Annotated in this window: 15 protein-coding genes; 8 read left to right on the forward strand and 7 right to left on the reverse strand. The window is 62.0% G+C overall.

The annotated features are described in order from the left end of the window. Nucleotide 1 precedes the first annotated feature (1 nt). The 4 genes from K2O51_RS08005 to K2O51_RS08020 all read right to left on the reverse strand — a co-directional run bounded on the left by K2O51_RS08005 (nucleotide 2) and on the right by K2O51_RS08020 (nucleotide 5876). Nucleotides 2-1450: an MFS transporter gene (locus tag K2O51_RS08005; protein ID WP_220630034.1), complete on the reverse strand. Its 1449-nt coding sequence runs from the start codon at nucleotides 1448-1450 to the stop codon at nucleotides 2-4. A gap of 112 nt (nucleotides 1451-1562) precedes the next feature. Further along, nucleotides 1563-3062 (reverse strand): amidase family protein, encoded by a 1500-nt coding sequence (locus K2O51_RS08010; RefSeq protein WP_011301256.1) that lies wholly within the window; start codon nucleotides 3060-3062, stop codon nucleotides 1563-1565. 79 nt (nucleotides 3063-3141) lie between these two features. Then, complete coding sequence (locus K2O51_RS08015) at nucleotides 3142-4446, reverse strand: MFS transporter (RefSeq protein ID WP_011301255.1); 1305 nt, start codon at nucleotides 4444-4446, stop codon at nucleotides 3142-3144. A 209-nt stretch (nucleotides 4447-4655) separates the two neighbouring features. After that, nucleotides 4656-5876 (reverse strand): pyridoxal-phosphate-dependent aminotransferase family protein, encoded by a 1221-nt coding sequence (locus K2O51_RS08020; RefSeq protein WP_220630035.1) that lies wholly within the window; start codon nucleotides 5874-5876, stop codon nucleotides 4656-4658. A gap of 182 nt (nucleotides 5877-6058) precedes the next feature. Between K2O51_RS08020 and K2O51_RS08025 the strand changes: the two genes are divergently transcribed. Further along, nucleotides 6059-6787: a GntR family transcriptional regulator gene (locus tag K2O51_RS08025; RefSeq protein WP_220630036.1), complete on the forward strand. Its 729-nt coding sequence runs from the start codon at nucleotides 6059-6061 to the stop codon at nucleotides 6785-6787. A gap of 95 nt (nucleotides 6788-6882) precedes the next feature. Here the strand turns inward: K2O51_RS08025 and K2O51_RS08030 are convergent, their stop codons facing one another. Continuing rightward, on the reverse strand, nucleotides 6883-7335 hold the full coding sequence (locus K2O51_RS08030) for a YaiI/YqxD family protein (protein WP_011301252.1): 453 nt from the start codon (nucleotides 7333-7335) through the stop codon (nucleotides 6883-6885). Nucleotides 7336-7675: 340 nt separating this feature from the next. Here K2O51_RS08030 and K2O51_RS08035 point away from each other — a divergent pair, with 340 nt between their 5' ends. The 3 genes from K2O51_RS08035 (at nucleotide 7676) to K2O51_RS08045 (ending at nucleotide 11609) form a co-directional block, all read left to right on the forward strand. Beyond that, nucleotides 7676-8782 carry a porin gene (locus tag K2O51_RS08035; RefSeq protein WP_220630037.1) on the forward strand — a complete coding sequence of 369 codons (1107 nt, stop codon included), beginning with the start codon at nucleotides 7676-7678 and terminating at the stop codon, nucleotides 8780-8782. Between the two features lie 102 nt (nucleotides 8783-8884). Next, nucleotides 8885-10684 carry a methyl-accepting chemotaxis protein gene (locus K2O51_RS08040; protein ID WP_220630038.1) on the forward strand — a complete coding sequence of 600 codons (1800 nt, stop codon included), beginning with the start codon at nucleotides 8885-8887 and terminating at the stop codon, nucleotides 10682-10684. Between the two features lie 334 nt (nucleotides 10685-11018). Further along, a complete protein-coding gene (locus K2O51_RS08045; protein ID WP_011301249.1) occupies nucleotides 11019-11609 on the forward strand; it encodes an HD domain-containing protein in 591 nt (196 codons plus the stop codon). A 121-nt stretch (nucleotides 11610-11730) separates the two neighbouring features. On the opposite strand, the gene K2O51_RS08050 is transcribed toward K2O51_RS08045, so the two are convergent. Then, a complete protein-coding gene (locus K2O51_RS08050) occupies nucleotides 11731-11934 on the reverse strand; it encodes a cold-shock protein (RefSeq protein WP_011301248.1) in 204 nt (67 codons plus the stop codon). Nucleotides 11935-12426: 492 nt separating this feature from the next. Here K2O51_RS08050 and K2O51_RS08055 point away from each other — a divergent pair, with 492 nt between their 5' ends. The 4 genes from K2O51_RS08055 to K2O51_RS08070 all read left to right on the forward strand — a co-directional run bounded on the left by K2O51_RS08055 (nucleotide 12427) and on the right by K2O51_RS08070 (nucleotide 13686). Continuing rightward, a complete protein-coding gene (locus tag K2O51_RS08055) occupies nucleotides 12427-12657 on the forward strand; it encodes a hypothetical protein (RefSeq protein ID WP_011301247.1) in 231 nt (76 codons plus the stop codon). 49 nt (nucleotides 12658-12706) lie between these two features. After that, nucleotides 12707-12844, forward strand: coding sequence for a hypothetical protein (locus K2O51_RS08060; protein WP_220630039.1), 138 nt, complete (start codon nucleotides 12707-12709; stop codon nucleotides 12842-12844). Nucleotides 12845-13001: 157 nt separating this feature from the next. Next, nucleotides 13002-13223 (forward strand): DUF2188 domain-containing protein, encoded by a 222-nt coding sequence (locus K2O51_RS08065; RefSeq protein ID WP_140949386.1) that lies wholly within the window; start codon nucleotides 13002-13004, stop codon nucleotides 13221-13223. A gap of 232 nt (nucleotides 13224-13455) precedes the next feature. Next, nucleotides 13456-13686 (forward strand): hypothetical protein, encoded by a 231-nt coding sequence (locus K2O51_RS08070; protein WP_220630040.1) that lies wholly within the window; start codon nucleotides 13456-13458, stop codon nucleotides 13684-13686. A gap of 106 nt (nucleotides 13687-13792) precedes the next feature. Here the strand turns inward: K2O51_RS08070 and K2O51_RS08075 are convergent, their stop codons facing one another. Continuing rightward, nucleotides 13793-14359 carry a helix-turn-helix domain-containing protein gene (locus K2O51_RS08075; RefSeq protein WP_011301244.1) on the reverse strand — a complete coding sequence of 189 codons (567 nt, stop codon included), beginning with the start codon at nucleotides 14357-14359 and terminating at the stop codon, nucleotides 13793-13795. Nucleotides 14360-14458 lie beyond the last annotated feature (99 nt).

A 14458-nucleotide genomic window follows, 5' to 3' on the forward strand; every position in this document is an offset into this window, starting at 1 on the left:
GTCAGGATCCGCTGGCACTGGCGGTACCCGTGCCGACTGCCAACTCTGCCGTGTCTTCCGGTTCGGGTTCACCCATGGGGCGGCCGAAGGTCTCAGGCGCAAACTGTACGCTTAGCGCGAACACAGCGTACATGGCGGCCAGCATGCTGAACATGCCACCCACGCCGTAGCTTTCGAACACGCGGCCACTGATCAGCGGTGTCAACGCACCGGCCAGCGTACCCAGCGCGAGAATGAGCGAGGTGCCGAAAGCACGGACATCGGTGGGATATTGCTCGGGGGCAAAGATCCAGATCGAGGTGTTCAGCAGCACCACGCAGAACGTAAAGCACGCCCCGAACAACAGCACCAATCCCACATTGAACGTCAGGAAGCCGAAACTCAGCCCTGCCGCGCATGCCAGTCCCGCACCAATGGTCAGCACGCGCTTGCGCGGAAAGTGGTAGCCGCAATACGAAGCTGCCAGCGCGCCGAACAGGCTTCCGCTTTGCATCACCATGGTGAACAACAGGCTTTTCGAGATGGTGTATCCCTGCGACATCAGGATCGTGGGCATCAACGTCAGCACTGAAATCTGCGCGCCGTATGTCATCGAGACCGCGATACCCAACGCGACCGTGCGCCGGCCCAAGCGACCCTGGAACACATCGCGCAACCGTACCCTGGCCCGTGGCGAATCGTCCTGAACGGCCTCCCGGATGTACTGTGTCGGTTCTCCGCGCAGCTTGCCCAGACGCCCGGAAGCAAGGCCGGAGAGCACACGGTTCGCCTGGTCCACGCGGCCCTTCGACAGCAGGAAGCGAGGCGTCTCGGGAATAAAGCGACGGTAGAACACGACGAAGATGGCGGGCACGACCAGGCAGCCGAACAGCCACCGCCAGCTGTCCGGTCCGGGGAACAGCGCGAACACGGCCAAGCCGAACGCGGGTGCCAGCATATTGCCCAGACCGCCGCTGCCCACGCTGACCATGCCGACCGCGGTGCCGCGGAAACGGGTCGAGCACAGCTCGGCAAGGATTGTCACGGCCACCGAGATTTCACCACCCAGGCCGATGCCGACGATGAACCGGCCCGCAGCCAGCACCGTATAGTTCGGCGCCAGCGCGCAGATGACCGCACCGAGCGTGAACAGCAGCAGGTTCGCATTCAGCATCGCGCGACGGCCGTAGCGATCGGCGATATAGCCCGATGCGACGCGGCCCAGTGCCGCTGCGCTGAACGTCAGCGTATTGAGAAAGCCGATATGCGCGACCGATATGCCCCATTGCTCGCGCAAGATGGGCCCCACCAGGCCCACGGCGTTCTGTTCAAAGACATCGAACATCACGCCCAGCATGATCAGGAAGATGATCTTCTTGTGTGCGGCGGTGACGCCGATGCCATCCATTGCCCGGTCGAGTTCGTGCTGCTGGGGCGAACTCGATGATTGGACATTCACTTCTGCGCCCATCTTGTCTCCTCCTCGAAATGAGGTCAGTTACGGTGTGTCCGCAAACTTGCTGCCGGCATCGCTGGCCGGCATTGGAACAGAGCAGTCATGAAAGTGCGGCTGCGACGCGGTGCTAGGTCAGTGCTGGCGCAGTCAGAGGCGGGCGGCGGGCGCCCACGGCGTGCTCCGCCGCGAACGCCAGCCGCAACAACACGGCTTCCGAAAACGGTCGGCCAAACAACTCCAGGCCGACCGGAACGCCATGTGCGGCGTGGGCATCCGGTTCGGAGAAGCCTGCCGGGATGACGATTGCGGGGAAGCCCGTGGCCGACGCGAGCACGCCATTGCGCTCGGCCTGGGCCTCGCCCACGGGCACGACCAGGCGGCGCTGGTGCGGAAACGCCAGCGCATCGAGACGGTGCGCTGCCATCAACCCGAGGACGCGTTCACGCAACGCTTGCTGGCGTTGCAACCGTTCGCGGTATTCGGTCTCGTTGCCTGCCAGTGCCATGGCGTTCTTCAGCGTTCCCGCGACGCTGGGATGCACGCTCGCCGAAGCGATGATGTCTTCCATGGAGCGTACCGACACGTCGGATGGGGCATCGGCAAGGTAGGCGTCAAGGTCGCCCTTCATTTCGTAGAGGTGCACCAGCGTGTCGGCCAGCAGCGCGTCGGGGTGGATCGCTTCATCGATCTGCACCAGCTCGGCACCTCGTGCACGGATGGTGGCAAGCGCGTTCTGCATGACGGCATTGACGGCGCGATGCTCGGGCCCATCGCCAAAGAAGGAGCGCAGTACGCCGATGCGAGCCCCTTTCAGCGCGTCAGGATGCAGTCCTTCGGTGTAGCTAGGCCGGGTATGCGAAGCGGCTTCGCCGGTAACCGGGTCCGCCGGGTCGTAGCCGGCGATGATGTCGAGCAAGAGCGCGGCATCGGTCACGGTGCGTGTGATCGGCCCGATGGTGTCTTGCGTCAGCCCGCAAGGGATCAGTCCGGTACGGCTGACCAGTCCCATCGTCGGACGCAAGCCGACGAGGTTGTTCGCCGAAGCGGGGGAGCGAATGGAATTGACACCATCCGTGCCGATTCCCAGCAGGCCGAAGTTGGCAGCAATACCCGCGGCCGTGCCGCCGCTTGAACCACCCGGCGTCCGCGTGAGGTCATAGGGGTTGCGGGTTTGTCCGCCCAGCGTGCTGACGGTCTCGCCGCCAGATGCCAGCTCGTGCAGGTTGGTCTTGGCCAGTACGATCGCGCCGGCCTCGCGCAGCCTGCGCACGATGAAGGCGTCCTCCACCGCAAGATTACCTTGCAGGCAACGTGCGCCCGCAGTCGTCTCCATACCGGCGCATTCGATGTTGTCCTTGACCAGGACCGGTATGCCATGCAGACGCGCGAGCGGAACGGATGGCGCGGCCGCAGCTTGCGCGTCCAGTTGATCCGCTTCTGACAATGCGTGGGGATTGAACTGCAGTACGCTGTAGATGCCCGGGCCGTTCCTGTCATAGGCGGCGATCCGGTCCAGGTATCGCTGCACCAGTTGACGCGCCGTGAGTCGGCCTTCACGCATGGCGGCATGGACGCCCTCTACGGTGGCCTCCATGACCCGGGTGCCGGAGTCGGTGGTTGATTTCATGTTTGTGTTCCTTGCGCCCGCGGGAAGGGCGCCGGGGTGATGAGTCGTCGGGGAGCGGCACGCCGCTCCCCGACATGCGCTACCGGTTGACCAGCTTTGCCGGCAAGGTCCAGATGGCGAACGCGCCAAGGACAAGCATGCCCGCAATCATGTAGTACGCGCTGGTACCGCTCTGGGTTACGTCACGCAGATACCCGATCATGTAGCCGCTGGTAAAGCCGGCCAGGTTGCCGATCGAATTGCTCATGGCGATGGCCGTCGCCGCCGCCGCGCCGCTGAGGAAGGCGGTAGGCAGGGACCAGAACAGCGGCGAACAGGTCAGGATGCCGGCCGCGGCAATCGACAGGAACACCAGCGAGAGCGCCGTGCTGTGCATGATCCAGGGCAGGGCCAGGAAGCCGATGGCGCCCATCATGCAGGGCACGATCAGGTGCCAGCGCCGTTCCCGATGCTTATCCGCGCTCTTGCCGAACACGTACATGGTGACGATGGCCGCCATATACGGGATCGCGCTGAGCAGGCCGATATGCAGCGGATCGGACACACCTGTCGACTTGATGAACGTTGGCAGCCAGAGCGTAATGCCGTACTGCCCGGTGACATAGCAGAAGCAGATCAGGCTGATGAGCCAGACACGCGGGTCGGTGAAGACGTTGCCCACGCGCGCCTCATGGCCCGCCGCCTTGTTGTCCTCCGCCTTGGCCAGCTCGAGCACGCGCTTCTCGTCGTCACTGAGCCATTTGGCCTTGGAGATGGAACTGTCCAGGTAGAAGAAGCAGGCGAGGCCCAGCAATATGGCAGGCACGGCTTCAATGAAGAACATCCATTGCCAGCCCGCCCAACCCGCAATGCCCCCCATGCTGCCCATCAAAAAGCCTGACAACGGGTTGCCGATGATGCCGGACAGCGGCGAGCCCATGCAATAGATCGCCATGATCTTGGCGCGCCGATGCGAGGGATACCAGCAGGACAAGTAGTACACGATGCCGGGCGTGAAGCCCGCTTCGGCCAGGCCCAGCAGGAAACGCAAGGTGTAGAAAGCAGTCGGGGTCTCCACGAACACGAAGCACGCCGAAAGCAGGCCCCATGTCACCATGATCCGGCCGATCCAGACCTTGGCGCCGAAGCGGTGAAGCGCAAGGTTGCTGGGTATCTCGAACAGGAAGTATCCGATGAAGAAGATGCCGGCACCCAGGCCATAGACGGTTTCGCTGAAGCCAAGGTCCTGCGACATCTGGAGCTTGGCAAAGCCGACGTTGACTCGGTCGAGATAGGCAATCAGGAAGCAAAGCATCAGGAACGGCACGAGGCGCCAGCTTACCTTGCGATAAACCGCGTCTTCGTACGAACTCACCTTTGCCCCGGCGTGCAGGGTAGTTTCCACAGCGTCTCCTTTTGTATTGTCAGGTACGTCGGTGCTGCTGCGCCGATGCTGGAGCCGATCGGCGCTGTGTGGAACGTGGAATGGGCCTGTACCGCCGGGGCCTGCGGCTGCGCGCTTGCAGCGGTGCTGCCAACCAGTTGCGGCAAGGCCCTCCCCGGCCTTGACTGTGAACTGGGGCTCGCCGCGATCGCAGGACCCGGTGGCCTGCGTCAGGCTGCGGCCCGCAGCGGCAAGGGGTTTGAGTGGGCCGCGAGATAGTCCATGGCTGCGGCGACGCCGCTTGCGGCCACTGGCACACCGGACAACTTCAGCCCCATTTCGCAGCCGGACAGCGTGGCCATCAGCGTGAGATCGTTGCAGTCGCCGAGATGGCCGATACGGAACATCCGCCCCTTCATCTTGCCGAGCGCCGCGCCGAGCGACATGTTGAAGCGGTCGTAGATGATCCGGCGCACGGAGTCCGCGTCAATGCCGTCGGGCATCATCACGCCGGTCAGCACCGGGCTGTAGACCGACGGGTCCGCGCACTGGATCTCGAGGCCCCATGCGCGCACTGCACGGCGGCAAGCCTCGGCCAGGCGATGGTGGCGTGCGAAGACGTTGTCGAGCCCTTCTTCAAGGATCATGTCCAGCGCCTCCGACAAGCCATAGAGCAGGTTTGTGCTGGGCGTGTAGGGCCAGTAGCCGGTCTGGTTCATGGCGATGATCTCCTCCCAATCCCAGAAACTGCGTGGCAGGCGCGCGGACCGGCTGGCTTCGATTGCCTTCGGCGACACGGCGTTGAAGCTGATGCCCGGCGGCAGCATGAGCCCCTTTTGCGAGCCGGAGACGGTCACGTCCACGCCCCACTCGTCGTGGCGATAGTCGGCAGAGGCCAGCCCCGAGATTGTGTCGACCATCAGCAGCGCCGGATGGCCCGCTGCATCGATGGCCTTGCGCACGGCGGCGATATCAGACGTGACGCCGGTCGAGGTCTCGTTATGCACCACGCAGACCGCCTTGATGGCATGGTCGCTGTCCTGGCGCAGGCGCGCTTCGATCATGTCGGCCTGAACCCCGCGACGCCAGCCCTCGATGCCCGGCAAGCCCAGGAACTCTGGGCGCAGCCCAAGTTTCTCGGCCATCTTTTTCCAGAGTGTGGCGAAGTGGCCGGTCTCGAACATCAGCACGGTATCGCCCGGGCTCAGCGTGTTGGATAGCGCGGCTTCCCATGCGCCTGTTCCGGAGGCCGGATAGATCACAACCGGCTGCTCAGTCTTGAAGATCTTGCGGATGCCGGCCAGCACCTTCAATCCCAGCGCGCCGAACTCCGGGCCGCGATGGTCAATGGTCGGGTAGCTGATGGCCCGCAGGATGCGATCCGGCACCGGGCTTGGTCCGGGGATTTGCAGGTAATGACGGCCAGCGGGATGGAAGTCCAGTTTCAGCATTTGCTCCTCCTGTTGAATTTTGCATTCAAAATACTTTAGCAGGAGAGGCGCATCGGAGAAGGGCCCGGAACAAGAAAAAAACGCCGCAGTGTTTACCCCGATCTAAGGGGATCTTGCGCCTTGGCGGCGCTGTGCTATGGGTCTGCTAAAATCCCTTCAAACGCCCATTCGTTGGACTTTGCATGCAAGATTCCATGTCATCAGCCGATACCACCCTCGCATCCATGCTTCCGAAGGTCGAGCGGCAACGCCTGCATGACACGGTCGTGGGCCACCTTCGCAACTTCATCGTGGAGGGGGTACTGAAGGCCGGCACAAAGCTTAACGAGCGAGAGCTTTGCGAAACGCTTGGCATCTCGCGCACACCGCTGCGCGAGGCACTGAAGGTGCTCGCGGCGGAAGGGCTGATCGATATCTCGCCCAATCGCGGCGCCACGGTAGCCAGCCTGTCGGCAACGGAAATCCGGGATACCTTCGAGTTGATGAGTGGCCTGGAGGCGTTTTCGGGAGAGCTGGCCTGCGAACGCATGACCGCTGTCGAGCTTGCAGAACTCAAAGCCTTGCACTACACCATGCTTGCCTGCCGTGCGCAGGAAGACCTGTCCGGTTACTACGACTGCAACCGGCAGATTCATGACCGCATCAATCAGGCTGCGCGCAACGCTGCGCTTCGCCAGACCTACCTGGCCGTCAACCGCAGGCTGCAAGCGCTGCGATTCCGTTCGAACTTTCAGAAGACGAAGTGGGACAGCGCCATCCATGACCACGATGAAATGCTGATCGCGCTGGAGGCGCGCGATGGCAAGCGACTCGCGGCAATCCTGCGCCAGCATTTGCTCGACAAGCGCGACGCAGTGCTGCTCATGCTGGCAGCCGAGGCGGACGCCGCGCCCGTGACGTCGGAATCCTGATTACACGGGAGACTGTCTTCTCAGCAGCACGAGGTCAGAGTAGCCGCGCCGCAAGAATCGAAGTACGCGCGTGGCCAATTCAAGGTCTCCACCATTCATGGCGACACATGGCGAGCCAGGAACCGATCCAATTGGCCCGCGAACGCCTTGCCATCCTGCGCAGCATATGGTGCCGGACCGCCGGTATCAATGCCTGAACTGCGAAGCTGTTCCATCACGTCGCGCATCGTCAGGCGCTCCTGAATGTTCTCGCGGCTGAACCAGCTTCCCCGCGGGTCAAGCACATAAGCGCCCTTTTCCAGGGCAGCGGCGGCAAGAGGAATGTCAGCCGTAATCACAAGGTCACCGTGGATGACCAGTTCGACAATACGGTCATCGGCTGCGTCGAAGCCGGCTGGCACTTGCAGGGCCCTGATAAAGCGCGACGGAGGCGTGCGCAAGAACTTGTTCGCTACCAGCGTGACGCACACTTCGAGACGCTGCGCAGCCCGATACAACATTTCCTTGACCACAACAGGGCAGGCGTCTGCGTCAACCAGTACTTGCATCGCGGAATTCCAATCGATAGTGGGAGCCGCTCATATTACTGCCAGCCCGGCCGATGGGGAGCGCCTATCCGTGGAATTCCGCGCGTCCATACCGGATCGCTTCATCCCGGTTTGGGCTGACAATACGAAAGATAAGTGTATATAAATCAGTGTGTTGTTTACATTGTAATTACAGATTACGTATTTTATACTCCGCCGCGAGATGCGTATTCTGGTTTGCCGGCAGGAGCTGCGCCGTGGTTGGCGCGACCTTCCCCCGCAGTTCAACCGGTAGCAAACAGATTCCCTCAGGTCCGACAGCCCCTGCAGTTCATTTGCTGGAACTTCCAATAAGGAAAACATGAAGCTCAAACTGTTCGCCATCGCCGCCGGGCTGCTTGCGTCGGCCAGCACTTATGCGCAATCAAGCGTGACCCTCTACGGAATCGTGGACGCCGGCGTCGAGTACCTCAACAAGGTGCCTGATGCCACCGGGAACAGTTCGCACCTGCTGGCCCTGCAATCGGGCAGCCAGGCAGGGTCACGCTGGGGCCTGCGAGGCGTGGAAGATCTGGGTGGAGGCCTGCGCGGCGTCTTTACGCTGGAAAGCGGCTTCACCGTTGACGACGGAAAGATGGCGCAAGGTAACCGCTTGTTCGGTCGTGCCGCCTATGTAGGCTTGCAGAACCAGTGGGGGCAACTGACCGTGGGTCGCCACGCTACTCCGTTCTGGGATTTTGCTGGTGCGTTTGATCCGATGTCTAACGCTGGACGCTACGCCATCGGCGCACAAGACCCGTTCATGCTTAGCCAGCGTGCGGACAACTCTGCCAAGTATGTCGGCACGTTCGGTGGCCTGACAGTGACCGGCCTGTACAGCTTCAACTACAACAACCAGGAAATCCCGGGCAACTTCACCAACGGCCGCGAATACTCGCTGATGACCGTGTATGCGGCCGGCCCGCTTTCGGTTGGCGCCGTGTACGACCAGACGAATCAATCGTCCGCCACCGCACTGACGACCAACCAGTTGTTCCGCCGTGCAGCGATTGCTGGCACCTATGCGTTCGGTCGGGCCAAGGTCTACGGCGGCTACCGCTATGCGCGTGCCTACAACGGTGCGTCCCTGCCGGGCACCGCCGGCGCTACCAACACCTACTCCAACCTTGCCTGGGCCGGACTCGGCTATCAGCTCACGCCGGCCTTCTCGCTGACGGGCGCTGCCTACTATCAGAACCTGCGTTACGCCCAGGTTGGCAATCCGTGGCAGTTCGTCGCAACTGCTGATTACATGCTGTCCAAGCGTACCGACCTGTATGCCTCGATGTCATACGCGCTGAACAACAATTCCCGCTCGGCGCTTGGCGTGAACGGCTTCAACGACGTGCTGGGCTCGACGTCCAGTGAGCGCGTGGTGCCCGGTGCCAATCAGTTCGGACTCGTGGTGGGGATCCGCCACAAGTTCTGAGCGGTTGCAACGCGACAGTCAAACAGCCCGGGGACTTCCCCGGGTTTTTTTACAAGCCTGACGAGACAAGCGCGAAGGCCGCGCCAATCCTTGCCCTCTCTTATGCTTTCATCGATTCGCACGAAAATTCAGGTCATTTCCACCGGCATTGTCGTGACATCGCTTGCGCTGACCGCTTGTGCAACCTATGTCATCGTTCGCGACAGCAACCTGGAAACGATCCGGCAAAACCTCGATGCCATCGCTACCGGCCATGCACTCGCGCTCGATGAATGGGTGACAGGGAAAGCAACCATGGTGGCTGCCGCCGCAGAGCAGATTGCGCCAGGCGACCCACGCGGTATTGTTCGTCAGCTGCAGAAGGCCGGCGCATTCCCGATCACCACTGCCGGCTGGCAGGACAAGTCCTTTGTCGCAAGCAAGGACCAGATGCCGTCAGGCTTCGATCCGACTGCGCGACCCTGGTACAAGGAGACCCTGGCAGCGGCTAAGCCAATCGTGACGAAGCCATACGCTGACGCAACGACGGGCAAGCCGTTTGTCTCGTTCGCCGCACCCATCGTGCGAGACGGCGTGACAAGTGGCGTGGTGTCTGCGGTAGTGTCCCTGGATGGCGTACGCGATGTCGTGACCGCCGTGCGCCCGACGCCCGAGAGTCTTGGCTTTGTGGTCGACAAGGATGCCAATATCCTGGCGCACCCCGATGCAAAGTACATCCGCAAGCCGGCGTTGGAGTTGTCGCAAGCGTTGACGCCACAGGCATTGGCATCGCTTGAAAGCGAAGGAAATCCGCTCGAGATCGAGCTCGACGGCAGAATGAAGCTGCTGCGCGCAAGGCCGATTCACGGCACGAACTGGCAGCTCGTCGTGGCGCTGGATAAGGCAGAGGCCACTGCAGCCCTGAATCGGGTGATCAAGACCTCGGCGTTAGCCATCGTGCTGCTGGCGGTGTTGGCCGCGGCGCTGAGCGGCTTGTTCACCGCACGAGCGTTTCGCCGGCTATCCGAAGTGCGAGACGCCATGAATGAAATCGCCACCGGTGACGGCGATCTGACCCGCCGTCTTCCGGTCGACGGCCGTGACGAGGTCTCGCAGATCGCGACATCCTTCAATACCTTCGTCGAAAAGCTCGGCAGCACACTGACCAGGATTCGGCGTGGCAGCGAATCGGTGAAGGTCGCGACCAACGAAATCGAGGCTGGAAACCAGGACCTGTCGCGTCGTACGGAAATGGCGGCGAGCAATCTGGAGGAGACAGCGGCTTCGCTGTCCGAGCTGACCGGATCGGTGAGCCGCTCCGCCGAAGCAACAGTTCAGGCAACACGTCTTGCATCATTCGCCAGTGACGCGGCGAAGCGTGGCGGCAATGTCGTTTCCGACGTCGTCGCGACGATGGAGGACATCGCCCGTTCGTCATCGAGGATCGGGGAGATCATCGGCGTCATCGACGGCATTGCCTACCAGACCAATATCCTTGCACTGAATGCTGCAGTCGAGGCCGCACGCGCTGGCGAACATGGCAAAGGCTTCGCCGTGGTAGCCGGCGAAGTGCGCAGCCTTGCGCATCGGAGTGCCTCGGCGGCCAAGGAGATCAAGACGCTGATCGAGACCTCCGAAGTCAGCGTACAGTCCGGGACCCAGCGGGTTCAGGCTGCCGGCGATGCGATGACGGAAATCGTCGACGGCATCCGCCAGGTCTCCTCGCTCATTTCCGAGATCAGTGCGGCCATGGGCGAACAAAGTACAGGCCTCAGCCAGATCAATCAGGCAGTCGAGGAAATGGAGCAAGCCACGCAACAGAATGCCGCGCTGGTGGAACAGGCAGCGGCGGCTTCGTCGCTGCTGGATGAGCAGGCCGGCGATCTGGCGGAGGCCGTGGCGGGATTCAAGCTGAATAGCTGAGCGGCCCTGCGCCGCTCGCTCAGGGGCGCGAGTGCAGGCGAATGCATCCTTGTGATGAGGGCAAGCCAGGCCTGCAAAAATTCACAAGCCATGCGCCCCTGAAAACAACGCGGTGCGCAGACTTATCAAGTCATTCGCCCGAATGCTGCGCGGTGACGCGTATCGCTCCCATTCTTCTTCCGTTGGTAATCCCAACGCATCAAGGACATGACCTGACCACGATGAGGTCGGCTGACGCGTTGGCCATGTTGGCGCGTTGCTTGCCGGCGAGGTTGTCCCTGCGTCGCTGCTAAACTTCCGCCGATAAGCCCAGGCCAGCCCCTCTGCATTCACCGTGAACCTTGCCAATCTGGAACGCCAGCTTTCCTTCCTCAGAGAAATCGACGAGCTGAAGAGTGTCGTGCGGTTGACGCCGCTTATCAACCAGTCGCGTCGGGAAAACAGCGCCGAACATTCCTGGCACCTTGCCATGTATGCGCTGATTCTGTCGGAGCATGCGGCAGCACCCGTTGACGTGGTGCGCGTCGTGAAGATGCTGCTGATTCACGATATCGTGGAGATCGATGCGGGAGATGTGCCGTTTCACGACCCGGCGGCGCGAGCCGGTCAGGCGGAGCGGGAACAAGAGGCGGCCGAGCGCATTTTCTCGTTGTTGCCGGAAGCGCAGGCCGCGGAGTTTCGCGCGCTATGGGCAGAATTCGAGGCTGCGGAGAGTGACGACGCCAGGTTCGCCAAAGCGTTGGACCGCTTTCAGCCGCTACTCCATAACGCCGCCACCGGCGGCGGCAGCTGGGTGGAGTGCGACGTCACGGAAGAACAGGCCTTTGCACGATACCGGCCTCCCATTGAGCGAGGCGCACCGGCTTTGTGGGAGGAATCCGCCAGGCTCATTCGCGAGCATTACGGCAAGTCGCAGCCAGAGTGAATTGGCCACGCCAGCGGCAAGCTCCGCGGGTCGAGACAGATCACGTTCGACCCGAGGGTTCTTCGTATCAGTGAAGCCCATGCCGCCCAGGCTGTCCTGGGCGCAGGCGACTATAGAGCGACTATAGCTTGCGAATATTCGACGCTTGCAGGCCCTTCTGGCCTTGTGTCACGTCGAACTCCACTTTCGCTCCTTCATCCAGCGACTTGAATCCGCTGCCCTGGATTTCGCTGTGATGCGCAAACAGATCCTTGCCACCGTCATCCGGGGTGATGAATCCATAACCCTTTTCATTGTTGAACCACTTCACAATGCCAGTTGCCATCTTGCCCTCGGAATTTTGCGCACACACAGTCTGCGTGCGGACGAAGTTGCACCAAAGAATCGCCACGCCAATTTCAATACGGCGCCTCGAGCTGTCAGCATAGCCGAAGAGGTGCTGGCTTCATCTCAGGGTTTACCTCTGAAGTAACTGCGGTCTACTGCCTACTAACCCGATGGTCATTAAATGCGATGGGCCAGTTTTATCAGATTTATTCGGGATACATCAGCTTGTGATCGATCACACCATCGCATGCTTGGGGAAACAGCGGAGTTGTCGGTACTTTGGGTAATTGCAGAGTTGCGTCCCTTTTTGGTTGAAGACGGCGCCCGGAGTGACTAAGATGCTCTCTCCGAGCGAGACAGAAAGATCCACGCTCGCCAGCCAGACCTTGCGTCCGCGAACAGGTAGCCGCCTTGTGCCGGCCGACCGAATCAGTCACGGACGGTAGTGAAGTCCCGTAGCCCTATTAGACCTAAAGCTTGGGAGACAACTGTGCTGAGTCATCATGAATTTGCCACGCTGGTACTTGTCAATGGCAGCCCGGACTCAACGGAGCTGGACCGTGCGGATATAGAAGCGCTGCTGGCGCGGCAACTCGTCACGCTGGAGCGGCTCGGTCCGGACCGCAGTCGTCCTCACGTGACAATCCAGGGGTACGTCGTGCTCAAGGCGCTGGACCGTAGTCGCGCACACGATTGCCGGGCGCGCGAAACCGTGCGCTAGCCGTACGGCGCACCTGCATCGTTGACCTCAGGCCCATGTGGCCAGTTTGATGCGTCAACGGGTTGGCAAGCGCTCGAAGCGGGACAAGGTGGAGCTTGTCATCCATGACTCGGACGGCGCGGTGCAGGGCACCGCCTCGTTCCACCACGCCATTGCTGACATGGTTCGCAACGAACCGCAAGCGTAGTCATTCGCGGGTTCGCGGAGTTCGCAGAGTTCCCCGAGGCCATTGCCGCGCCAGGCGGCTGTGGCAAATTCGGCACGCGTGATATCAGACAAAAGCGGATAGCCGCGTCGGACGCGTTGGACGGAGACTCACTGCATTCCCAAAGTGGAGACCCATCATGCCGGGAAAGAACGTCCATGTCGTTCCAGCCCATGACGGCTGGGCAGTCGAATCGGAAGCCGGTGGCCCCAGGCAGTTGTTCGACTCGCAGGAACAAGCCATTGCCGCAGGCACCGAGAAGGCAAGGCACGATCAGGCAGAGTTGCTGATCCATGGCCGTGACGGCCAGATCCGCGAACGCAATTCATTTGGCCATGATCCCCGCAACATCAAAGGCTAACGAGGTCGGGCGGTGTGGCCCGCGCGTGCCGGGGCAAGCGGACACGGAAGTGTCCGACGCCGCTGCCGCATTCCGGATAGCGTTCTGCCATCACGGTACCGACGGGCCCGCCTAGGGGTGTAAGCCGCTGCGGCATCAAGGCAAACAGCCATCGCAATGTCTATCATGGAAACGGCCAGCCTCCCTTCTGAACTGCAGAATCCTGGCGCGACGGGCCACCTGGAGAGTTGCCATGCTGGATTCCGAGCGCGAGATGCGCGATCTGGAGTTCGCTGACCGGTATATCCATGACGGCCGCGAACGCGTCCGGCGTCAGATTGCGTTGATCCGGACATTGCGCGACGACGGCCATGACATCTCGCAGGCGTGCCGGCTGCTGACGGCACTGCGCGACGCGGTCGCCGTCGGGCGCCGACATCGCGCGCTGATCATCGAGACGCTGATCGACCTCGATCGCCGGTAGTTCCGCGCCAGCTACCCCGAGCCATGGATTGGGCAGCGTTAGGGGTGGCGATAGGGGGGGCGATTACCTGCCGCAGACAGGGTTCGGTGACCCGGCCGGCTAGGTCCTATCGACGGACCAGCGCCACCACATAGCTGCAGGGCTTGCTTCCCGGATTGTAGAAGGTGCATGGCGCCGGCGGGCCCAGTTGCAGGCAGTCGCCGGCTTCCAGTTCGTGGGTGATCTCGCCTTCCTGGAATACCAGCGCCCCGCTGCGCAGCCAGATCTGCTGGTGCAGAAACGTGAACGCCGAGGGCGGGTACGAGACCCGTGCCCCCGGGGGCAGCGTCACTTCTACAAGTTCGAGCATGCCGCCACTGCGCGGGGATACCGCGCGCCGGGTATAGCCCGTTTCGGGATCGGTCCAGACCGGCTGGTCCGCGGCGCGGCTCAGGCGTTCGCCGGCCTGCTCGGCGCGTGCGAGCAGCATCGACAGCGGCAGGCCGAATGCGCCCGACAGCTTGCCCAGCACGGTCGCCGTGGGGCTTGCCTCGCCACGCTCGATCTTGCTGATCATGGCTTTCGAGACACCCGAGCGTTCCGCCAGGTCCGCCAGTGACCATTCGCGCGATTCGCGCTCGACACGCACGCAGGTGGAGATGGCGAAGGTAGGGTCCTGCAGCGGTGAGTGCATGCGCGCGTCTGATTGGCGGTTCGTCCGGCTGGCCGGCGGCTTGATGTGTACACTATAGTAGACGATCGACTATCATGTGAGAAGCCCATTTTGCCATCT

This window comes from Cupriavidus pinatubonensis, from assembly GCF_019602855.1.
Taxonomy (GTDB): domain Bacteria; phylum Pseudomonadota; class Gammaproteobacteria; order Burkholderiales; family Burkholderiaceae; genus Cupriavidus; species Cupriavidus pinatubonensis.